This is a genomic window from Bradyrhizobium pachyrhizi (genome assembly GCF_029714545.1).
GTDB lineage: Bacteria > Pseudomonadota > Alphaproteobacteria > Rhizobiales > Xanthobacteraceae > Bradyrhizobium > Bradyrhizobium pachyrhizi.
The window spans coordinates 8175730-8198350 of the sequence record NZ_CP121667.1 but is presented as its reverse complement, the minus strand read 5'-3'; the positions used below and the strand labels follow the sequence as shown (position 1 = coordinate 8198350).

Sequence of the window (22621 nt, the reverse complement as noted above, 5' to 3'; positions counted from 1 at the left end):
GCCTCAAGGGGACAAGGCAGACTCCCCGTGAGACCTCGGTCCAAGCTCTGCGCGACATTCACCGTCGTGGAGCTTTCACATGGATACCGAACCACACACACGTCTTCGTTCCGAAAATCGTCGTTGCAAAATCGCCATCCTGTCGCGTGGCGACGCCGCGTCGCGCCGGGAGGCGACCCCACAAAACAGCCGTTTCGTCCGCGTCTTCGAAGCGCTCGCCGCTTCGGGCATCGAGGCCGTTCCCGTCGTCTATGACGAGACGTTCGCCGATGCCGTCCGCGACCAATTGCTGACGATGGACGGCGTTCTCGTCTGGGTCGATCCGATCCATCAGGGCAAGACGCGCGCCGCCCTCGATCCGCTGCTGCGCGAGGTCGCGGCAGAGGGACCGTGGGTCAGCGCGCATCCCGACGTCATCCTCAAGATGGGCGTCAAGGACGTGCTGTACCGGACGCGTCACATGGGCTGGGGCGCCGACACCCATCGATACGCCACGGTCGATGCGTTCCGCGCCGAATTTCCCCCGCGCTTGCGCGCGGCTGGTCCGCGCGTGCTCAAGCAGAACCGCGGCAATGGCGGGCAGGGCGTCTGGAAGGTGGAAACCGTGCCGAACACCGACGCGACGATTCGTGTGTTGCATGCGCTGCGCGGCAGCCAGCCGGAGGAGATGCCGCTGGGCGACTTCATGGCGCGCTGCGAGCCGTATTTCGGCTGGGGCGGCTGCATCATCGATCAGGCGTTCCAGCCGCGCCTGCCCGAGGGCATGATCCGTTGCTATGTCAGCGGAGCGAAGGTCGCAGGCTTCGGGCACCAATTGATCAAGGCCCTGATCCCGCCGCCCCCGCAAGGTCCGGATTCACCGGAAGCGCAGCCCGGACCGCGCATCATGCACGGCCCTGACGCGCCGCAATTCCAGAGGCTGCGAAGCTTGATGGAGGACGAATGGATCCCGCAGTTGATGGCGGCGCTGACGATCGATGAAGCGTCGCTGCCGGTGATCTGGGATGCCGATTTCCTCTACGGTCCACGCGATGCTGATGGTGCCGACACCTATGTGCTCTGCGAGATCAACGCGAGCTCGTGCTTCGCGATTCCCGACGAAGCGCCGGCGGCGATCGCGCAAACGGTCAGGGATCGCATCGGTCGGAACATGGCGAGCGTGAGGTGAGCACGCCCTGCAGGCTCCCTGTTTCTACCCATTGCTCGGGGCCCATTAGTGCGATCGGCACCCGGCTTTCCCTGCGCCCTCTGATGAACGAGAGGGCGGAAAGAAAGACAAGACTCGGACAAATCATGTCGCGAGAACGCGGAAGTGTGTCACAGACTGTCACAGACCACGCCACACATTCGGTGTCGTCCCTGCGAAAGCAGGGACCCATAACCACCGATGGTCATTGTTGAGCAGTGCTGCAACGACGAGTCGCCTCTACAACAACCGCCGCGGAATTGCGGCTCATCCTCACCGTCGTCCCGGCCTGGTGCGCAATTGCGCACGGGGGCCGGAACCCATAACCACAAATACTGATTGTTGAACGATGCTGGAACGACGAGTCCCATCCACAACATCCGCCGCGGCGTATGGGTCCCTGCTTTCGCAGGGACGACGATCGAGAGAACCGCGCACACGTTTGCGCCTCTGCCTGTCCCTGCAGTGCGTCCGCAAGCTACTTCGCCCGCATCGCTTCCGGCGTATCCGGCTGCGCGGACGGATGCGCCTTGGCGAATGCCGACAGCGCCATGGCGGTCTCGTGGATGCGCTTCACGGTCGGCCAGGGCGACAGGCTGATCTGCTGGTTGATCGCCGCCGTGACGTGGCCGACCAGGCAGATGTCGGCAAGGGTGGGCGCATCGCCGTGACAGAGCCGGCCGGTCGCCTTGTGGCCGGCGAGGTGGCCCTCGAGCGCCGCCAGCGTCTCGACCGTCCAGTGCCGCCGCCAGGCGTTCTGCTGGCTGTCGCGCAGATCGAGCTCGCGGTCGAGATAGCGCCGTACCCGCGGCGTCAGCAGCGGATGGCCCTCGCAGGCGACGATCAGCGCCAGCCCGCGCACCCGGGCGCGGCCGAGCGCATCCGCCGGCAGCAGCGGCGGGCTCGGGTAGGTCTCGTCGAGCCAGTCGATGATCGCGAGCGACTGGAACAGCACCGTGCCGTCGTCGGTCACCAGCGCCGGCAGCGCCATCTGCGGGTTGATCTTGCGATAGGCATCGGTGCGATGCACGTCCGCATCGAGATCGACGAAGACGACGTCGGCGGCCACGCCCTTGAGGTTGAGCGCGATCCGCACCCGAAAGCTCGCCAGCGAACGCCAGAAGGAGAAGAATTGCATGGAGTGCACCCCGCATTTCTTCCCCTCTCCCCTTGTGGGAGAGGGTGGACGGCGATGCAAGGCATCGCGGACGGGTGAGGGGTCTGTCTCCGCGGATAGGGAGCCCTCATCCGCCGCGGCTTTTGTCCGCGACACCTTCTCCCACAAGGCGAGACGGGAAGAAAGGTCTACCCAGCCCCGTAGCCCGGATGAAGCGCAAGCGAAATCCGGGATCGCCGGGTCAAGCCCGGCGATGACAAGTCTTGGTGAGGCCTACCCAGCCCCCACCTTCTTCTTGCGCCAGGCGAGATGCACGGCGCAGGTGCAGCCCTGCGGATGCGAGGCCAGCTCCGCGTCGTTGGCGGGCGTCGCGGCGGGCGCGATCGCCGATCCCTTGGCGCCGTCCTGCGAGGGGATGTAGTTCAGCACCGGCGCCAGCCAGCGCTCGATCTCGGCGACCGTCATGGCCTTGCGCGCGGCGTAGTCCTCGACCTGGTCGCGCTCGATCTTGCCGACGCCGAAGTAGAAGCCTTCGGGATGCGAGAAGTACAGGCCCGAGACCGACGAGCCCGGCCACATCGCAAAGCTCTCGGTCAGCTTCACGCCGGCGGTGTTCTCGGCGTCGAGCAGCGCGAACAGCGTCCGCTTCTCGGTGTGGTCGGGCTGCGCCGGATAGCCGGGTGCCGGGCGGATGCCGTCATATTTCTCGAGGATCAGTTCGTCCGCCGACCAGGTCTCGTCGGGCGCATAGGCCCAGAACTCCTTGCGCACGCGCTGGTGCATGCGCTCGGCGAAGGCTTCGGCCAGACGATCGGCCAGCGCCTTGCACAGGATCGAGGAGTAGTCGTCATTGGCGTTCTTGAAGCGGTCGGCGACCGCATCCTCGCCGATCCCCGCAGTGACGACGAAGCCGCCGATATAGTCTGGCACGCCGGTCTCGACAGGCGCGATGAAATCGGACAGCGCGGCGTTGAAGCGGCCCTCGCGCTTCTCGAGTTGCTGGCGCAGGGTGTGGAAGGTCGCGATCTTCCTGGCGCGGCTCTCGTCGGCATAGACCTCGATGTCGTCGCCGACTGCGTTGGCCGGCCAGAGGCCGATGGTGGCGCGGGCGGTGAACCACTTCTCCTTGATGATGGTGTCCAGCATCTGGCGCGCGTCGGCATAGAGCGAGCGGGCGACCTCGCCGACCTTGGGGTCGTCGAGGATCGCCGGGAAGCGGCCGGTCAGCTCCCAGGTCTGGAAGAACGGCGTCCAGTCGATGTAGTCGGCGAGCTCGGCAAGATCGTAGGCGTCGAAGCTCTTCAACCCGAAGAAGGCCGGCTTCTTCGGCGGCGCCGCCGCGAAGTCGATCGCGACTTTGTTGGCGCGGGCCTCACCAAGCTTCAGCCGCTTCTTGTCGGCCTGGGCGCGGAAATGCGCCGTCGAGATTTTTGCGTATTCGGCGCGCACCTCGGCGGCGTAGGCCTGCTTCTTCTCGGCGGACAGCAGCGAGGACGCGACGCCGACGGCACGGCTCGCGTCATTGACATGCACGACAGGGCCGCCCGGATAGTTCGGGTCGATCTTCACGGCGGTGTGCACGCGGCTCGTGGTGGCGCCGCCGATCAAAAGCGGCAGGTTCATGCCCTGCCGTTGCAGCTCGCCGGCGAGGAAGCTCATCTCGTCTAGCGAGGGCGTGATCAGGCCGGACAGGCCGATGATGTCGGCGCCCTCGGCCTTCGCGGTCTCGATGATCTTGTTGGCGGGCACCATGACGCCGAGGTCGATGACCTCGAAATTGTTGCACTGGAGCACGATGCCGACGATGTTCTTGCCGATGTCGTGGACGTCGCCCTTCACCGTCGCGAGCACGATCTTGCCTGCGGCGTTGCGGCCGCCGGTGATGCCGTTGGCGAGGTTGCGGGCCTTCTCCTCCTCCATGAACGGCATCAGATAGGCGACGGCCTGCTTCATCACACGGGCCGACTTCACGACCTGCGGCAGGAACATCTTGCCGTCGCCGAACAGGTCGCCGACCACGTTCATGCCGGCCATCAGCGGGCCCTCGATGACGTCGAGCGGACGGGACGCGTTCTGGCGGGCGGCCTCGGTGTCCTGCTCGATGAACTCGGTGATGCCGTGCACCAACGCGTGGGACAGTCGCTTCTCGACCGGCCATTCGCGCCAGGCGAGATCGGCTTCCTTGGTCTGCTTCTCCTTGCCGCGGAATTTCTCGGCCAGCGCCAAGAGCCGCTCGGAGGCGCCGGGGTCGCGGTTGAGGATCACGTCCTCGCAGGTCTGGCGCAGCTCGGGGTCGATGTCGTCATAGACGATCATCTGCCCGGCATTGACGATGCCCATGTCCATGCCGGCATGGATGGCGTGATACAGGAACACCGAGTGCATCGCCTCGCGCACCGGTTCGTTGCCGCGGAACGAGAACGACAAATTGGAGACGCCGCCGGAGATGTGGGCGCCGGGCAGGTTCGCCCGGATCCAGCGCGTCGCTTCGATGAAGTCGACGCCGTAATTGTTGTGCTCTTCGAGGCCGGTCGCGATCGCGAAAATATTCGGATCGAAGATGATGTCCTCGGGCGGGAAGTCGAGCCGGCCGACCAGGATGTCGTAGGCGCGCTTGCTGATCTCGGTCTTGCGCTTGAACGTGTCGGCCTGGCCGGTCTCGTCAAACGCCATCACCACCACGGCGGCGCCGTGGCGCTTGGCGACGGTCGCCTCGTGGATGAACTTCTCCTCGCCTTCCTTGAGCGAGATCGAGTTCACGATCGGCTTGCCCTGGATGCATTTCAGGCCGGCCTCGATGACGTGGAACTTCGAGGAATCGACCATCACGGGCACGCGCGCGATGTCGGGCTCGGCGGCGACGAGGTTGAGGAACGTCACCATCGCCGCTTCGGAATCGAGCAGGCCCTCGTCCATGTTGACGTCGATGACCTGGGCGCCGTTCTCGACCTGGTCGCGCGCGACCTGCAGCGCGGCGGTGTAGTCGCCGGCGGTGATCAGCTTGCGGAAGCGCGCCGAGCCGGTGACGTTGGTGCGCTCGCCGACATTCACGAACGGAATGGCGTCGGTCAGCGTGAACGGCTCGAGGCCGGACAGCCTGAGCCGCGGCGCGATCTCGGGCACCACGCGCGGCTTGTGCGGGGCGACGGCCTTGGCGATCGCCGCGATATGGTCGGGCGTGGTGCCGCAGCAGCCGCCGACGATGTTGACGAGGCCGGCGGCGGCGAACTCGCCGATCAGCCGCGCCATGTAGTCCGGCGTCTCGTCATACTGGCCGAATTCGTTGGGCAGGCCGGCGTTAGGATATGCGCAGACCAGCGTGTCGGCGACGCGGCCGATATCGGCGATATGCGCGCGCAGATCCTCGGCGCCGAGTGCGCAGTTGAAGCCGATCGTGATCGGCCTGGCGTGCCGCACCGAATGCCAGAAAGCCTCCGGCAATTGCCCGGAAAGCAGACGGCCGGATTTGTCGGTGATGGTACCGGAAATCATCACGGGCACGTCGATGCCGCGCTCCTCGATGATCTCGGCGATCGCATACAGCGCCGCCTTGGCGTTCAGCGTGTCGAAGATGGTCTCGACCAGCAGCAGGTCGGCGCCGCCGTCGAGCAGGCCCTTGGCCTGTTCGCCATAGGCCTTGCGCAGATCGTCGAAGGTGACCGCGCGATAGCCGGGATTGGAAACGTCGGGCGAGATCGAGGCGGTGCGGTTGGTCGGGCCGAGCGCGCCGGCGACAAAGCGCGGCTTGCCGTCCTCGGCGCTCACCCGCTCGGCGGCGGTGCGCGCCAGCCGAGCGCCCTGCAGGTTCAGCTCATAGGCGAGGTCCGACATGTCGTAGTCGGCCTGCGCGATCGAGGTCGAGGAGAAGGTGTTGGTCGCGACGATGTCGGCGCCGGCGCGCAGATATGCGGCGTGGATGTCCGTGATCGCATCGGGCTGGGTCAGGATCAGCAGATCGTTGTTGCCCTTGATGTCGCGGTGGAAGTCCGCGAACCGCGCGCCGCGGAAAGCGGCTTCGTCGAACTGCAGGCCCTGGATCATCGTGCCCATGGCGCCGTCGAGCACCAGGATGCGCTCGCGGGCAGCCGCGAGCAAAGCGTTACGCTTGGGGGAAACGGGAACGGACATGTGTCAGGCAGCTTTCTGGGCACCGTTCGGCCGGATGCCGAGCAGGTGGCTGATCGCGAACACGAGGTCCGCGCGGTTCATGGTGTAGAAGTGGAAGGTGTCGACGCCGTGCTTGAACAGCTTCTGCACCTGGCCGGCGGCGACGGTGGCGGCAACCAGCTTGCGGGTCTCGGCGTCGTTGTCGAGGCCCTCGAACTTCTCGGCGAGCCAGTCCGGCACGCTGGTGCCGGCGCGCGTCACGAAATTGCGCGCCTGCTTGAAATTGTGCATCGGCATGATGCCCGGCACGATCGGAATCTCGATGCCGCGCGCGCGCACCCGGTCGACATAGCGGTGGTAGAGGTCGTTGTCGAAGAACACCTGGGTGATCGCGCGCGTCGCGCCGGCGTCGACCTTGGCCTTCAGCGTGTCGATGTCGGCGTCGAAATCCTTCGCTTCCGGATGCTTCTCGGGATAGGCGGACACCGAGATCTCGATGTCGGCGTGGCGCCTCTTGATCCCGGCGACGAGTTCGGCCGAGCTCTGGTAGCCATCCGGATGGGTGAAGTAGGGCGTGCCGATGCCGCCGGGGGGATCGCCGCGCAGCGCGACGATGTGACGGACGCCGACCTCATGGTAGCGGTCGACGATGTCGTCGATCTCGCCGCGCGAGGCGCTGACGCAGGTCAGATGCGCGGCCGGCAGCAGATCGGTCTCGCGCAGGATGCGGGTGATCGTGGAGTGGGTGCGCTCGCGGGTCGAGCCGCCGGCGCCGTAGGTGACCGAGACGAAGTTCGGCGTCAGCGGCGCCAGGCGATTGATGGTCTCCCAGAGATTGCGCTCCATCTCCTCGGTCTTCGGCGGGAAGAACTCGAAGGAGATTTTCGGCGCCTTGGGCGCACGCGGCGCGTTCGGCACGGAGGAAATGGTCTCGGTCATGATACGCAAGGGCTCCGCAACTGGAGGGCAGACGTCCGGCCTGGATATGAAGGCCCTAAGATAAGCCAAACGCGTTGGATCAAACAGCCCATCGGAGATGGGAAATTGCCCATTCGTGGCGTAGATTCGGAAAAAAATTGACCATCTGGGACGTTCGGTGGGCAGTTCGTCGACTCTGCTGAAAACGGCATTAATAGATTGAAAAACATTAATAAAGGAGATTACTTGCAATTGATAGGAGAGCGAAATCGATTTGTGGGTAGCTTGGCACAAGGATGAATCGTTACATGTCGTCCCAAAGCCGACGGTTGCCGGCGCCGGCGTTCCGCCGCGGGACTGGTCTGCGCGGCCGGGGCCTTTGTCGCCTCGTGGCGCCACACTAGGTTGACGGCCATGATTCCGCTCTCCGTCCTCGACCTGTCCGTCGTCACCACCGGCACCAGGCCGGCTGTTGCGCTCCGCAACAGCATCGACCTGGCACGCCATGTCGATGGCCTTGGCTATATCCGCTACTGGCTCGCCGAGCACCACAACCTCGCTTCCGTCGCGAGTCCGGCGCCCGATCTGATGATCGGGCAGATCGCGGCGGTGACGTCGCATATCCGTGTCGGCTCCGGCGGCGTGATGCTGCCCAACCACGCGCCGCTCGTCGTCGCCGAGCGCTTCAAGATGCTGGAGGCACTGTTTCCCGGCCGCATCGATCTCGGCCTCGGCCGCGCGCCCGGCACCGACGGCGCCACCGCCTATGCGCTGCGCAGCCGGCTCGATCGCCGCGAAGGCGATGATTTCCTCGAGCGGCTGCACGAGCTGACCTTGTGGGAGACGCGCGATTTCCCACCCGGCCATCCCTACAACAATGTGGTGGCGATGCCGGACGATTCGCCGCTGCCGCCGATCTGGCTGCTCGGCTCGAGCGACTATTCCGCCGAGCTCGCGGCCCAGGTCGGGATGGGCTTTGCATTCGCGCATCATTTTGCCACTCACGATGCAATTGCGGCGATGGCCAACTACCGCGCGCATTTCAAGCCGTCGGGCTGGCGCGCGACGCCGCAGGCGATCCTCGCGGTTGCGGTTGTTACGGCGGAGACCGACGCGGAAGCCGAGCGGCTTGCGCTGTCGATGGATCTCAACCGGCTGCGCCGCGACCGCGGCCAGTATCTGCCGCTGCCGAGCGTCGAGGAGGCAGAGGCCTATCCCTACACCGACGCCGAGCGCGCCTCGATCGCGCGCAACCGCGCCCGCCTTTTCGTCGGCAGCCCCGCAACCGTGATGACGAAGCTGGAGCCGCTGATCGCGGCGACCCAGGCCGACGAGCTGATGGTGATCACCGCGGTCTACGACCACGCGGCGCGGAAGAAGTCGTACAGCCTGCTCGCCGAGGCGTTCGGGCTCGCGAAGAGGGCGGCGGCTTCGTGATCGTCGTCCCGGCGAAAGCCGGGACCCATATGCCGCGGTCCCAGTTGTTGCGCAAACTGGTTGTCGCCTTGCTGCCTACGAACATCGGTGGTTATGGGTCCTCCCTTCGCCGGGAGGACGGCGCGTGCGGCTCAGTCCTGCGTCTCGCTGAAGGTGGCGCGGAACGGATGGCCGGGATAGACGCCGACGATGCGGAATTCGCGCGAGAAGAATTTTAATTCCTCGATCGCGAAGGCGAGGCCGCGGTCATCGGGGTGACCGTCGACATCGGCATAGAATTGCGTGGCGAAGAAATTGCCGTCGACCATGTAGCTTTCGAGCTTGGTCATGTTGACGCCGTTGGTGGCAAAGCCGCCCAGCGCCTTGTACAGCGCGGCGGGCAAGTTGCGCACCCGGAACACAAAAGTCGTGACCAGCGGCCCCGAGCCCTGCGCGGCCCATTTGGCCTCGCGCGCCAGCACCACGAAGCGGGTGGTGTTGTGGGCCTCGTCCTCGATGTCCTCGGCGAGAATGTCGAGGCCGTAGATATCGGCGGCGAGGCGGGAGGCGATCGCCGCCACGCTCTTGTCGCCGCGCTCGGAGATGTCGCGGGCGCTGCCGGCGGTGTCGGCGGCGACGATCGGCTTGATGCCGAGCTTGCGGATGACGCGGCGGCACTGGCCGAGCGCGTGGACGTGGCTCTCCACGCTCTTGATGTCGGCGAGCTTGGTGCCCTTGATCGCCATCAGCTGGTGGCGGATCGGCAAGAACCATTCGCCGACGATGAACAGGCCCGAGGCGGGCAGCAAATGATGGATGTCGGCGACGCGGCCGGCGACCGAATTCTCGATCGGGATCATGCCGAGATCGGCCTCGCCCGAGGAAATCGCGGCCAGCGCGTCCTCGAAGGTCGGGCAGGGCATCGGCTCGGCGTCGGGATAGGCCTCGACGATCGCGATATGGGAATTGGCGCCAGGCTCGCCCTGGAACGCGATTTTCAGCTTCTTGGTCATGGGTGGCCTTTTACCAGCCGGTCAGGCTTTGGAAAGTATTCTGCGGGCGGTTTCGAGATCGGCCGGGGTGTCGACGCCGCGCGGGACGGTATCGACGATGGTGACGTCGATCCGCATCCCGGCCTCCAGCGCGCGGAGCTGCTCGAGCTTTTCCTGCTGCTCCAGCGGCGAGGGCGGCAGCGCCACGAACCGCTCCAGCGCGGCGCGGCGGTAGGCGTAGAGGCCGATATGATGGTAGCGCGGCCCGTCGCCATAAGGCGCGGTGGCGCGGGTGAAATACAGCGCGCGCAACCGGTTCGGCCCGATCGGCGAGCCGACTGCCTTGACCACGCTGGGGGCCTGATCCTCCTCCTCGGTATGGATGCGCGAGGCCAGGGTCGAAATGTCGACCGCGGGATCGTCGAGCGCCGGCATCACGCTGCGGATGGTCTCGGGGCTGATGGTCGGGAAATCGCCCTGCAGATTGACCACGATCTCGGCATGGCCGGCCGGGTCGAGGGTCGTCATCGCTTCATAAATCCGGTCCGAGCCGGACGGATGGTCGGGACGGGTCATCACGACCTCGCCGCCGGCAGCCTTCACCGCATCGGCGATCTCGGCCGTGTCGGTGGCGACCGCAACCCGGCCGATGCCCGCTGCCTCGGCCCGCCGCAGCACATGGACGATCATCGGCACGCCGGCGATCTCGAGCAGCGGCTTTCCCGGCAGGCGAGTGGCGGCCATGCGGGCCGGAATCAGCACCAAGGTACGGGGATCGGTCATTCGTGTCGGGGCCCGTCCGGCCTGCGGAAATTGCCGGGGAGGAGGTTGAATTCGGCGCGTTTATACGGGTTGCCAGAGCGCGGGCAAACCGATATCTCAACCCTGCTTGGGGCGGTGCGATAAGGCCGATTCCCAGGTCTTTCCCCGCGGCCGTATTCCCGGCCTGAAGTCGACATTCAAGGCCCGGAGCCTGACCCAAAATGGACTCCTTCGAACTCAACAAAATCCTCGGTGCGGTTCTCGGCACCTGCATCGTCGTCCTGGTGATGAGCTTTGCCGCCAGCGCGAAATTCGCGCCGAAGCTGCCGGAGAAGCCGGGTTTTGAGATCGCTGTGAAGGAAGAGTCCCATGGCGGTGGCGGTGAGGCCGCTGCGGCCGCCTCCGAGCCGATCGAGAAGCTGCTGCAGACCGCGTCCGTCGAGAAGGGCGCGGCGGCTGCCAAGAAGTGCCAGGCCTGCCACACCTTCGAGAAGGGCGGTCCCAACCGCGTCGGTCCGAACCTGTTCGGCGTCGTCGGCGAGAAGAAGGGCGAGGGCCGTGGCTTCAATTTCTCGGCCGCGATGAAGGGCAAGGGCGGCGAATGGTCCTTCGACGACCTCAACAAGTTCCTGACCAACCCGAAGGGCTTCATTCCCGGCACCGCGATGGGCTTTGCCGGCGTCCCGAAGGACAGCGAGCGCGCCGACATCATCGCCTATCTGAATTCGAACTCGGAGCACCCGGCTCCGCTCCCGACCGCCTCCAAGTAGCGATTTGCTTCGCGCAAGCATGCGGATGAAACGGCCAGGCAATGCCTGGCCGTTTTTGCATGGGGAATCCGCTGTCGCGGGGTTGTTATCGGGACGTTTCGCCGCACCGATATTGTTCCCGGGCCAATATCATGAGGAAAAAGCAACGTAATTTGTCGAACCGTTGCCTTATATTGGGTCCCATGTAAGCGGGGCCGCAAGCAGGAAGACCGAATTTGGCGATCACCCGACGACACCTCCTTCAAGGCAGCGCACTGGCGGCAATGGCTCCGGCGCTCGGACTCACCCCCGGCCTGTCGGCGATCACGCCGGCCTTCGCCGACGATGCCCCCAACGGGCTGAAATGGCGGCATGCCTTGTCGCTTTTCGGGAATGTCAAATATCCGGTCGACTTCAAGCGCTTTGACTATGTCAATCCGGATGCGCCGAAGGGCGGGTTTGTCCGGCAAATCTCAATCGGCACTTTTGATAATTTCAACATCGTCGTCTCGGGTGTGAAGGGCTCCATCGCAGGCGCTGTCGCCCTCATTTATGAATCGCTGACGACACCTTCGCTCGACGAAGTCTCAACGGAGTACGGATCGCTGGCGGAGGCAGCAAGTCACCCCGACGACTTCTCTTATGTCGTTTATCGTCTGCGCCCTCAGGCAAAGTGGCATGACGGAGCACCGGTTACTCCGGAAGATGTGATCTTCTCGCTCGACGCCTTCAAGACTCATCACCCTATGTTTTCTGCCTATTACAGCCATGTGGTAAGGGCGGAAAAGATTAGCGATCGCGAAGTGAAGTTTGTCTTCGATATGCCTGGCAACCGCGAATTGCCGCAGATCGTGGGTCAACTGACGATTTTGCCGAAGCACTGGTGGGAAGGCACCAATGGCCAAGGCCACAAGCGCGATATCTCCGCGACGACGCTGGAGCAGCCGCTTGGATCGGGACCGTATCGGATCAAGGAGTTCGTCGCAGGACGGACGGTGACTCTTGAGCGCGTCAAGGACCATTGGGCGCGCGACCTCGCGATCAACGTGGGGCGCAACAACTTCGACGAACTTCGCTACGAGTATTTCAGGGATCCGACGGTTGCGATTGAGGCATTCAAGGGCGATCAGATCGATTGGCGCTCGGAGAACAGCGCGAAGGCATGGGCAACCGCCTATAATTTTCCTGCTGTCACCGACAAGCGCGTGGTGCTGGAAGAGTTTCCGAACCGCAGTTCGGGCATCATGCAGGCCTTTGTCCCGAACCAGCGGCGCGCCAAATTCAAGGATCCGCGTGTTCGCCGCGCCCTGAATTACGCGTTCGACTTCGAGGAGGTCAACAAGCTGCTCTTCTTCGGCCAATACAAGCGCATCATTAGCTACTTTGATGGCGCCGAGGAGTTGATGGCGACTGGGCTGCCGCAAGGCAAGGAACTCGCCATTCTTGAATCCATGCGTGATCAGGTGCCTGCCGAAGTATTCACGACGGTCTATGCGAATCCGGTCGGCGGCAATCCAGAAGCAGTGCGCGAAAATCTCCGTGAAGCATCTCGTCTGCTCAAGGAGGCTGGGTATGAGGTGCGAGACAGGAAGCTCGTGGATGCAAAGAGCGGAGAGCCGTTCTCCATCGAATTGTTGAGTGAGGATCCGAATTTCGAGAGGATCATGCTGGCTTACAAGCCGGCGCTCGAGCGGCTCGGATTTTCGATCACGGTGCGTACGATTGATCCGATCCAATATGAGAACCGGCTTCGCAGTTGGGATTTCGACGTCGTCACCGCATCCTGGGGTGAATCCCTGTCACCCGGAAACGAACAGCGTGAATACTGGGGATCGAAAGCTGCAGACAACGCCGGATCGCGCAATATTGCCGGCATCAAGAGCCCGGTTATCGACAAGCTGATCGAACGGGTGATTTTTGCGACGGATCGCGAGGATCTCGTCGCGGCGACAAAAGCGCTCGACCGCGTGCTATTGTGGAACCATTACGTCGTCCCGCAGTGGAATTATCCTAAGGTGCGTACAGCGCGCTGGGATCGCTTCGGCCGTCCGGCAGAGTTGCCGAAATATGGCCAATCGGGATTCCCTGCGATCTGGTGGTACGACGCCGACAAGGCGGCCAAGCTCAAGCGTTCATAAAACTCAAGGATCCGCGCATGGCGCTACTCTCCCGTCGGCACGCACTCGGTCTCGGCATCGGTGCGTTGAGTGCTGCAGGCTTGCGTGCTGCGCCGGCGGTGGCCGACAACGGAACCGAGATGCACGGCATGTCGGTGTTCGGCGACCTGAAATATCCGGCGGATTTCAAGATATTCGACTACGTCAATCCGAAGGCGCCGAAGGGCGGGGCGTTCTCGGTGATCCCGTGGGTGCGCGGTTACAACCAGTCCTACTACACCTTCAATTCGCTGAACGCCTACGTCCTCAAGGGCGAAGGCGCGCAGGGCATGGACATGACGTTCGCGACGCTGATGTCGCGCGCCAATGACGAGCCCGACGCGATGTACGGCTATGCCGCGAAGTCGGTGCAGATCTCGCCGGACAAGCTGGTCTACCGCTTCACCATGCGCCCCGAGGCGCGCTTCCATGACGGCTCGAAGCTGACCGCGCAGGATGTCGCCTTCTCGCTCAATACGCTGAAGGAAAAAGGCCACCCTCTGATCCAGGTGCAGCTGCGCGACTTCGTCAAGGCCGAGGCGCCCGATGACGCGACCGCGGTGGTGACCTTCGCGGCGGGGCGCGCCCGCGACGTGCCGCTCTATGTTGCGGGTCTGCCGATCTTCTCCAAGGCCTATTACGCGAAGCGGCCGTTCGAGGACTCGACGCTCGATGCACCGCTCGGCTCGGGGCCGTACAAGGTCGGCCGGTTCGAGGTCAACCGCTATGTCGAATTCGACCGCGTCAAGGACTGGTGGGGCGCCGAGCTGCCGGTCAATCGCGGCAGCTACAATTTCGACACCGTGCGCTACGAATTCTATCGCGATCGCGATGTGGCGTTCGAGGGCTTCACCTCGAAGAGCTATCTGTTCCGCGAGGAGTTCACCGCGCGCGTCTGGGCGACGCGCTACGATTTCCCCGCCGTGAAGGATGGCCGCGTCAAGCGCGAGACGCTGCCCGACGATACGCCGTCCGGCGCGCAAGGCTGGTTCATCAACACGCGCCGTGACAAGTTCAAGGATTCACGCGTGCGCGAGGCGCTGATCTGCGCCTTCGACTTCGAGTGGACCAACAAGACCATCATGTACGATGCCTATGCGCGCACCGTGTCGCCGTTCCAGAACTCGGACATGGTCGCGGACGGGCCTCCCTCGCCTGAGGAGCTGGCGCTGCTCGAGCCGTTCCGCGGCCAGGTGCCCGATGAGGTGTTCGGCCTGCCGTTCGTGCCGCCGATGTCCGATGGTTCCGGCCAGGATCGCGCGCTGCTGCGCAAGGCGGTGCAGCTGCTCAACGAGGCCGGCTGTGTCGTCAAGGACGGCAAGCGCGTGCTGCCGAACGGCGAGCCCATCACCATCGAATTCCTCAACGACGAGCCCTCGCTGCAGCCGCACCATGGGCCTTACATCAAGAACCTCGGCACGCTTGGCATCGAAGCAACGTTCCGCCTCGTCGACGCGGTGCAGTACCGCGCCCGGGTGGAAGACTTCGATTTCGACATGACCATGCAGCGCTTCAGCTTCTCGGCGACGCCCGGCGACAGCATGCGGCCGTTCTTCTCCTCGCAGGCCGCGAAGACCAAGGGCTCCTACAATCTCGCGGGCATCGCCAATCCCGCGATCGACGTGCTGATCGAGAAGATCATCGGCGCCAACAGCCGCCATGAGCTGACGATCGCCTGCCGCGCCTTCGACCGCGTGTTCCGCGCCGGCCGCTACTGGGTGCCGCAATGGTACCGCAACACGCATCCGATCGCCTATTGGGACCAGTTCGGCCATACCGAGAAGCTGGCGAAATATGCCCAGGGCGTCGGCGCCCCGGAGAACTGGTGGTATGATGCGGCCAAGGCCGCGAAGCTCGAGCAGGCGAAGTAGCCGATGAGCGCCTATATCGCCCGACGTATCTTCCTGATGCTGCCGACGCTGCTTGGCATCCTGTTCGTCTCCTTCGTGGTCGTGCAGTTTGCTCCCGGCGGTCCGGTCGAGCGTGTCATCGCGCAGATCAACGGCGCCGACACCGGCGGCACGTCGCGGGTGTCGGGAGGCGGCGGCGATTTCGGCGCGCAGCGCGGCCAGGGCGCGGGCGCAGGCGCGGCCATCAACTCGAAATACCGCGGCGCGCAGGGCCTCGATCCCGATTTCATCAAGAAGCTCGAGGTGCAGTTCGGCTTCGACAAGCCGGCGCCGGAGCGGTTCGCGCTGATGGTGTGGAATTTCGCGCGGTTCGATTTCGGCAACAGCTATTTCCGCAGTGTCAGCGTGCTGCAGCTGATCAAGGAGAAGCTGCCGGTCTCGATGTCGCTCGGCATCTGGATGACGCTGCTGACCTATCTGATCTCGATCCCGCTCGGCATCCGCAAGGCGGTGCAGGACGGCTCGCGGTTCGATACCTGGACCTCGGCGGCGATCATCATCGGCTTTGCGATACCGGGCTTCCTGTTCGCGATCCTCCTGATCGTGCTGCTTGCCGGCGGCTCATTCCTCAATATCTTTCCGCTGCGCGGCCTGACCTCGGACGGCTGGGCGCAATTCCCCTGGTACTGGAAGATCATCGATTATTTCTGGCATCTGACGCTGCCGCTGATATCGATGGCGCTCGGTGCCTTCGCCACCATGACCCTGCTGACCAAGAACTCGTTCCTCGACGAGATCCGCAAGCAATATGTGATGACCGCGCGCGCCAAGGGTTGCAGCGAGCGCCAGGTGCTGTACGGCCACATCTTCCGCAACGCCATGCTGATCGTGATCGCCGGCTTCCCGGGCGCGTTCATTCACGCGTTCTTCTCCGGCTCGCTGCTGATCGAAACCATCTTCTCGCTCGACGGGCTCGGCCTGCTTGGCTTCGAGAGCGTGTTGAACCGCGACTATCCGGTGGTGTTCGGGACGCTGTTCATCTTCTCGCTGGTCGGACTGGTGGTCAATCTGCTCTCCGATCTCGCCTATATGTGGATCGATCCCCGGATCGACTTTGAAGCGCGGGAGGTCTGATGACGATGCTCGCGCCCCAACCGGTCGAGACCTCGACGCAATCGCCGCTCGGCGAGGCCGTGCCCGCCACGCACCACGGCTTTTCGCCGTCGCCGCTGAACAAGCGACGCTGGCAGAACTTCAAGGCCAATCGCCGCGGCTACTGGTCGTTCTGGATCTTCCTCGTGCTGTTCGTGGCGTCGCTGTTCGCCAATTTCATCGCCAACGACAAGCCGCTGGTCGTCAAATATGACGGCCGTCTCTACTGGCCGGTGATCTTCACCTATGCCGAGACCACCTTCGGCGGCGACTTCGAGACCGCGGCGGACTATCGCGATCCATACCTGCAGAAGCAGATCGCCGCCAAGGGCGGCAGCATGATCTGGCCGCCGATCCGCTACTCCTACGACAGCCGCAACCTCGATCCGCCGACGGCGGTGCCCTCGAAGCCGACCTGGCTGTTGACCGAAGAGCAGTGCAAGGACGTGGTGAAGCGCAAGGGACTGACCGGCTGCCGCGATCTCGAATACAACTGGCTCGGCACCGACGATCAGGGCCGCGATGTGGTCGCGCGGCTGATCTACGGCTTCCGCATCTCGGTGCTGTTCGGCCTGACGCTGACCATCCTGTCCTCGATCATCGGCATCGCCGCGGGCGGCGTGCAGGGATATTTCGGCGGCTGGACCGATCTCATCTTCCAGCGGCTGATCGAGATATGGACCGCGATCCCCTCGCTCTATCTGCTGCTGATCATCTCGGCGGTGCTGCCGCCGGGCTTCTTCATCCTGCTCGGCATCCTCCTGCTATTCTCGTGGGTCTCGCTGGTCGGGCTGGTGCGCGCCGAGTTCCTGCGGGGTCGCAACTTCGAATACATCCAGGCGGCGCGTGCGCTCGGCGTCTCCAACGGCGTGATCATGTTCCGCCACCTGCTGCCGAACGCGATGGTCGCGACCATGACGTTCCTGCCCTTCATCGTCTCGTCCTCGGTGATGACGCTGACGGCGCTGGATTTCCTCGGCTTCGGCCTGCCGCCCGGTTCGCCCTCGCTCGGTGAATTGCTGTCGCAGGGCAAGGCCAACGTGCAGGCGCCGTGGCTCGGCCTCACCGGCTTCTTCTCGGTCGCGATCATGCTGTCGCTGCTGATCTTCATCGGCGAAGCCGCGCGCGACGCCTTCGATCCACGCAAGACGTTCTCGAAGGGCTGAGGTATGGACGCCATCAACCAGCCCTTGCTCGATGTCCGCGACCTCTCGGTCGCCTTCGGCCGCTCGCTTGCGGTCGACGGCATCTCGTTCTCGATCAAGCGCGGCGAATGCGTCGCGCTGGTCGGCGAATCCGGTTCGGGAAAATCCGTCAGCGCGCTGTCGGTGCTGAAGCTGCTGCCCTATCCGACGGCATCGCATCCCACCGGCGCGATTCGCTTCCGCGGCCGCGACCTCCTGACCGCGTCCGACCAGGAGATGCGCGAGGTCCGCGGCAACGACATCTCGATCATCTTCCAGGAGCCGATGACCTCGCTCAATCCGCTCCAGACCATCGAGACCCAAATCGGCGAGATCCTGTCGCTGCACAGGGGCGTCAGTGGCGCGGCGGCGCGGGCGCGGACGCTGGAGCTATTGGGCCAGGTCGGCATCCCCGAGCCGGAGACCCGGCTCAAGAGCTATCCGCACCAATTGTCCGGCGGCCAGCGCCAGCGCGTGATGATCGCGATGGCGCTCGCCAACGAGCCCGATCTGTTGATCGCGGACGAGCCGACCACCGCGCTCGACGTCACCGTGCAGGCGCAGATCCTGGCGCTGCTGGCCGAGATCCGCGCGCGGCTCGGCATGAGCTTGTTGTTCATCACCCACGATCTCGGCATCGTCCGCCGCATCGCCGACACGGTCTGCGTGATGAACAACGGCAAGATCGTCGAGCAGGGGCCGGTCGAGCAGGTCTTCACCGCGCCGAAGCACGCCTATACAAAGGCGCTGCTCGCGGCCGAGCCGAAGCCCGATCCGGCGCCGCCGCAGCCGGGCGCAGAGGTCGTGATGTCGGCGGACAATCTCAAGGTCTGGTTTCCGATCAAGCGCGGATTGTTGCGCTCGACCGTCGGCCACATCAAGGCGGTCGATGGCGTCAGCCTCGCGGTGCGCAAGGGCGAGACGCTCGGCGTGGTCGGCGAATCCGGCTCCGGCAAGACCACGCTCGGGCTCGCGCTGCTCCGGCTGATTTCGTCCGATGGTCCGATCGTATTCCTCGGCAACGATATTCAGGGCCTGCGCTTCAAGCAGATGCGGCCGTTCCGCCGCGACATGCAGATCGTGTTCCAGGACCCGTTCGGCTCGCTCAGCCCGCGCATGTCGGTGGCGGACATCATTGCCGAGGGCCTTGAGGTGCACCAGAAGCAGCTGTCGCGCGAGGAGCGCGAGGCGCGGGTGATCAAGGCAATGAAGGATGTCGGGCTCGATCCCGACTGGCGCTTCCGCTATCCGCACGAATTCTCCGGCGGCCAACGCCAGCGCATCTCGATCGCGCGCGCGGTCGTGCTGGAGCCGAATTTCGTCGTGCTGGACGAGCCGACCAGCGCGCTCGACATGCTGCTGCAGGCCCAGATGGTCGACCTGCTGCGCGACCTGCAGCGCAAGCGCGACCTCACCTACATGTTCATCTCGCACGACCTGCGCGTGGTCGCCTCGCTGGCGAGCCATTTGATCGTGATGAAATCGGGCAAGGTGGAGGAGGAGGGGCCCGCCTCCGAGGTGTTCAGGAACCCGAAGAGCGACTACACCCGCGCGCTGTTCGCCGCCGCCTTCCGCATCGAAGCGGCCGGCGACGGGGCTGTGGCGACCTGACTGTCGTTCCGGGGCAACGCGCAGCGTTGAACCTCAGGTGCGCAATTGCGCACCGGGGAACCTCGAGATTCCGGGTTCGATGCTTCGCATCGCCCCGGAATGACGGAAGCAATTATAGCCGCTTCATCGCCAAGACCTCGCTGTCGGCGGCCTTGATCCTGGCGATGGCAGCCTGCGTGTTCTCCACCACCGTTGCCATGTGATGGGCGTTGGCGTGGACGATCGTTGTCGCGTCGCGCACGATGGCGACATGGCCCTTCCAGAAGATCAGGTCGCCGCGCTGTAGATGCTTCGATTCGGCGGCCGTCAATTCGCGGCCGAGGCCTTCCTGCTGCATGTCGCTGTCGCGCGGGCAGCCGGTGCCGGCGGCGGTCAGCGCGATCTGCACCAGGCCGGAGCAATCGATCCCGAGACTCGATTTGCCGCCCCACAGATAGGGTGTGCCGACGAATTGCTCGGCGATCGCAACGAAATCATCTGCCATCGTGTCGAGCGGCGCGAGATGCCGGCGTGGCAGGTGCCAGCCTTCGCGGGTCACCGCGAACGCACCGTCCTCGCGGACGATCGCGAGCTTCGTCCCCATCGCCAGCGCCTCGACCGGCGGCAGCTTGATCGAGGCGCCCGGAAACGCCAGCGTGCGCAGCGCCGTGACCTTGTGCGTCGGGACGGCGCCTGGCTTGGCCAGCGCGGCTTCGGGAATCCAGCCGACATAGCCGTCATCGGCGAGCTGGCCCCAGGCCCAGCCTTCGCCGTTGCGATCGTACACCGTGACGCGCTCGCCCCGGAGCGCCTGCGTCATCTGTTCGGCATCGCTCGCCGGCGCCTGGCGCAGCGGCGCGATGGCGTCGCCGACCTCGAGCACTTCGCCTTCGACGAAGCGCAAGGCCTTGACCTTGCCCTCGAGATATTTCGCCGCGAGGTCGGCGCGGGCCGGCGTCAGACGGGGGTCATGCATAGCGCTGGCTCAGCAATTTGTAGATCGCGCGCGCCGCCTGGCATTCGCCGCCTTCAGGGCGGCCGGGCCTTGCCGACGGCGTCCAGCCGTAGATGTCGACGTGCAGCCAGCTCCTCGCGTGCTCGACGAAGCGCTGCAGGAACAGCGCGCAGGTGATCGAGCCCGCGAAACCGCCTGACGGTGCGTTGGTAATATCGGCGGTCTTCGAGTCGAGCCAGGCGTCGTAGGCCGGCCATAGCGGCATCCGCCACAACGGGTCGTTCTCGCTCGTCGCACAAGATGCGACGTCGCCGGCAAGCGCCTCGTCATTGGTGTAGAACGGCGGCAGATCCGGGCCCAGCGCCACGCGCGCGGCACCGGTCAGCGTGCCCAGGTCGACCAAAAGATCGGGCGTCTCCTCGTCGGCGAGCGCCAGCGCGTCGGCGAGCACCAGCCGCCCTTCGGCGTCGGTGTTACCGATCTCGACGGTGATGCCCTTGCGCGACCTGAAGATGTCGAGCGGGCGGAATGCGTTGCCGGCAACCGCGTTTTCGACCGCCGGGATCAGCACGCGCAGCCGCACCTTGAGCTGCGCGTCCATCACCATCTGGGCCAGCGCCAGCACGTTGGCGGCGCCGCCCATGTCCTTCTTCATGATGAGCATGCCGCTCGACGGCTTGAGATCGAGCCCGCCGGTGTCGAAGCAGACGCCCTTGCCGACCAGCGTCACCTTCGGATGGGCGGGGTCGCCCCAGCTCAGCTCGATCAGCCGCGGCGGCCGCGTCGACGCCATGCCGACGGCGTGGATCAGCGGGAAGTTCTGCGCGAGCTCGTCGCCGTCGATGCAATTGAAGGCAGCGCCGAACCGCGTCGCGAGGTCGCGCGCCACCTCGGCGAGCTCGGCCGGTCCCATGTCGTTGGACGGCGTGTTGATGAGGTCGCGCGCCAGCGCCGCGGCATCTGCCATCCGGATGATCTCCGCCGTGTCGACGCCATCGGGCGGCACCAGGCGGACTTCGGGAGCCTTGTTGGTGCGATAGCGGCCGAAGCGATAGCAGCCGAGCGCGAAGGCGAGCGCGGCAAGTCTGGTGTCGTGCGGCGCATTGGCGAAGCGGTAGATGCCCGGCGGCAGCAGGCCGGGCAGGGCGCCGGGCCGGAACGGATCGCGCGCCTTGTGGTCGGCGTCCTCGAGACCGAACAGCACCTGCGCGATGCCGCCGTCTGCCGCCGGCAGGACGAGCAATTTGCCCGCCTTGGCGGCAAAGTCATTGGCCGCCGCGAACTGGCGCGCGGGCGCCGGCAACTCGCCCTGAATCGCATCCCATGTCGCCTTGGTGACGAAGGTGATCGGCGTGGCGGCGGTCGCGGGGGCGGTCTCGAACACGGATGGCATGCGGCTCTCGGCTGTTCTGGCGTCGTTGGTGGGCTACTACACGCCTTTCGCCACAGATGGTAGCGCGCCAACGGTTCACGCGACGTGCAGGGCCGGAACCGGAGCGTCGGCTGCCGGCGACGCCAGTTAACCAGACGTTAGGGTTAACAGTCTATTGCTGGCACGCTCGGCTGGAACCGTTCGCCCGATTTCGTGAGTCACAGTGCCATGTGTCGACAGTCCAATCTGACCCGGCATCTCGCTTCCGCAGCCCTTCTGGCGGTCCTGGCCGCAGGGCTTGGCGGTTGCCAGACCATGTCCGACGTGGCGGGATCGATCACATCGCGGTCCGATCCCACGCCTGATGATCCGCGCCGGGCCGTCGAGGCCTATGGCGAGCGCTATCGCAAGAATCCCAAGGATGTCGCCGCCGCGGTCGCCTACGGCCAGGCCCTGCGCATGACCGGCCAGCGCTCGCAGGCCTGCGCCGTGCTCGAGCAGGCCACGATCGCCAACCCAGGCAACAAGGCGCTGCTCGCCGCCTATGGCCGCGCGCTGGCCGACAACGGCAACTCGCAGGCTGCATTCGACGTGCTGAGCCGCGCGCACAGCCCGGACAATCCGGACTGGCGCATCCTGTCGGTGCAGGGCACCACGCTCGACAAGATGAACCGGCACGAGGAGGCGCGGCGCTATTACGCCAGTGCGCTCAGGCTGGCTCCGGACGAGCCGTCGGTGCTGTCCAATCTCGGCCTCTCCTACATGCTGACCAAGGATTTGCCGAAGGCGGAAGAGACGCTGCGCCAGGCCTATGCCAGCGCCCGCGCCGACACCCGGATCCGGCAGAACCTTGCACTGGTCGTCGGCCTGCAGGGCCGCTTCGCGGAGGCGGAAACAATCGTCAAGGCCGACCTGCCGTCGGATGAGGCCGCGGCCAACGTCGCCTATCTCCGCGACATGCTCAACCGCAAGGACGGGCCGCGGACCGCGTCGCGTGCGACGCCGGTCGTCGCCAAGGACGACTGAACCAAACCCGGCAGCTCCGCCTCCCCTCGAAAAGGGGAGGTCGCTTTGCTCGCGAGCGCAAAGCGGGTGGGGATCATCTCTCCACGAGC

16 protein-coding genes are annotated in these 22621 nt (G+C 65.0%); 9 read left to right on the top strand and 7 right to left on the bottom strand.

Annotated features, from left to right (window positions below):
• The first annotated feature begins 79 nt into the window (after positions 1-79).
• Positions 80-1168, top strand: a complete 1089-nt coding sequence (locus QA639_RS38710; protein ID WP_157347220.1) for a Cj0069 family protein — start codon at positions 80-82, stop codon at positions 1166-1168.
• Between the two features lie 496 nt (positions 1169-1664).
• On the opposite strand, the gene maiA is transcribed toward QA639_RS38710, so the two are convergent.
• The 3 genes from maiA to metF form a co-directional block, all read right to left on the bottom strand.
• Positions 1665-2324, bottom strand: a complete 660-nt coding sequence (gene maiA / locus QA639_RS38705; RefSeq protein WP_283088714.1) for a maleylacetoacetate isomerase — start codon at positions 2322-2324, stop codon at positions 1665-1667.
• 252 nt (positions 2325-2576) lie between these two features.
• On the bottom strand, positions 2577-6431 hold the full coding sequence (gene metH, locus QA639_RS38700; protein WP_157347216.1) for a methionine synthase: 3855 nt from the start codon (positions 6429-6431) through the stop codon (positions 2577-2579).
• 3 nt (positions 6432-6434) lie between these two features.
• Entirely contained in the window at positions 6435-7349 is a 915-nt protein-coding gene (gene metF, locus QA639_RS38695) for a methylenetetrahydrofolate reductase [NAD(P)H] (RefSeq protein ID WP_016840922.1), read from the bottom strand.
• Between the two features lie 393 nt (positions 7350-7742).
• Between metF and QA639_RS38690 the strand changes: the two genes are divergently transcribed.
• The gene (locus QA639_RS38690; RefSeq protein WP_028334658.1) at positions 7743-8765 is read left to right on the top strand and encodes an LLM class flavin-dependent oxidoreductase; all 1023 of its coding nucleotides are present in this window, start codon (positions 7743-7745) and stop codon (positions 8763-8765) included.
• 131 nt (positions 8766-8896) lie between these two features.
• Here the strand turns inward: QA639_RS38690 and QA639_RS38685 are convergent, their stop codons facing one another.
• Together QA639_RS38685 and QA639_RS38680 are read right to left on the bottom strand one after the other, a co-directional pair.
• Complete coding sequence (locus QA639_RS38685) at positions 8897-9757, bottom strand: prephenate dehydratase (protein ID WP_028334659.1); 861 nt, start codon at positions 9755-9757, stop codon at positions 8897-8899.
• A 21-nt stretch (positions 9758-9778) separates the two neighbouring features.
• Entirely contained in the window at positions 9779-10519 is a 741-nt protein-coding gene (locus QA639_RS38680; protein ID WP_028334660.1) for a 3-deoxy-manno-octulosonate cytidylyltransferase, read from the bottom strand.
• Between the two features lie 200 nt (positions 10520-10719).
• On the opposite strand from QA639_RS38680, the gene QA639_RS38675 reads away from it, so the two are divergent.
• The 6 genes from QA639_RS38675 to QA639_RS38650 all read left to right on the top strand — a co-directional run bounded on the left by QA639_RS38675 (position 10720) and on the right by QA639_RS38650 (position 19200).
• A complete protein-coding gene (locus QA639_RS38675) occupies positions 10720-11268 on the top strand; it encodes a c-type cytochrome (protein WP_028342300.1) in 549 nt (182 codons plus the stop codon).
• A 215-nt stretch (positions 11269-11483) separates the two neighbouring features.
• Positions 11484-13385, top strand: a complete 1902-nt coding sequence (locus QA639_RS38670) for an extracellular solute-binding protein (protein ID WP_283088713.1) — start codon at positions 11484-11486, stop codon at positions 13383-13385.
• A 17-nt stretch (positions 13386-13402) separates the two neighbouring features.
• A complete protein-coding gene (locus tag QA639_RS38665) occupies positions 13403-15274 on the top strand; it encodes an extracellular solute-binding protein (RefSeq protein ID WP_283088712.1) in 1872 nt (623 codons plus the stop codon).
• 3 nt (positions 15275-15277) lie between these two features.
• A complete protein-coding gene (locus tag QA639_RS38660; RefSeq protein ID WP_028334664.1) occupies positions 15278-16387 on the top strand; it encodes a microcin C ABC transporter permease YejB in 1110 nt (369 codons plus the stop codon).
• Positions 16387-17571, top strand: a complete 1185-nt coding sequence (locus QA639_RS38655; protein ID WP_157347210.1) for an ABC transporter permease — start codon at positions 16387-16389, stop codon at positions 17569-17571. Before QA639_RS38660 ends, QA639_RS38655 begins: the two co-directional genes overlap by 1 nt.
• Before the next feature lie 3 nt (positions 17572-17574).
• A complete protein-coding gene (locus QA639_RS38650) occupies positions 17575-19200 on the top strand; it encodes an ABC transporter ATP-binding protein (protein WP_157347208.1) in 1626 nt (541 codons plus the stop codon).
• A 112-nt stretch (positions 19201-19312) separates the two neighbouring features.
• Here QA639_RS38650 and QA639_RS38645 read toward each other — a convergent pair whose 3' ends face one another.
• Positions 19313-20155: a C40 family peptidase gene (locus QA639_RS38645; protein WP_283088711.1), complete on the bottom strand. Its 843-nt coding sequence runs from the start codon at positions 20153-20155 to the stop codon at positions 19313-19315.
• Positions 20148-21527 (bottom strand): leucyl aminopeptidase family protein, encoded by a 1380-nt coding sequence (locus tag QA639_RS38640; protein ID WP_157347204.1) that lies wholly within the window; start codon positions 21525-21527, stop codon positions 20148-20150. The genes QA639_RS38645 and QA639_RS38640 overlap by 8 nt, the downstream gene beginning before the upstream one ends.
• A 207-nt stretch (positions 21528-21734) precedes the next feature.
• Here QA639_RS38640 and QA639_RS38635 point away from each other — a divergent pair, with 207 nt between their 5' ends.
• A complete protein-coding gene (locus QA639_RS38635; protein WP_157347202.1) occupies positions 21735-22532 on the top strand; it encodes a tetratricopeptide repeat protein in 798 nt (265 codons plus the stop codon).
• The last annotated feature ends 89 nt before the right edge of the window (positions 22533-22621 follow it).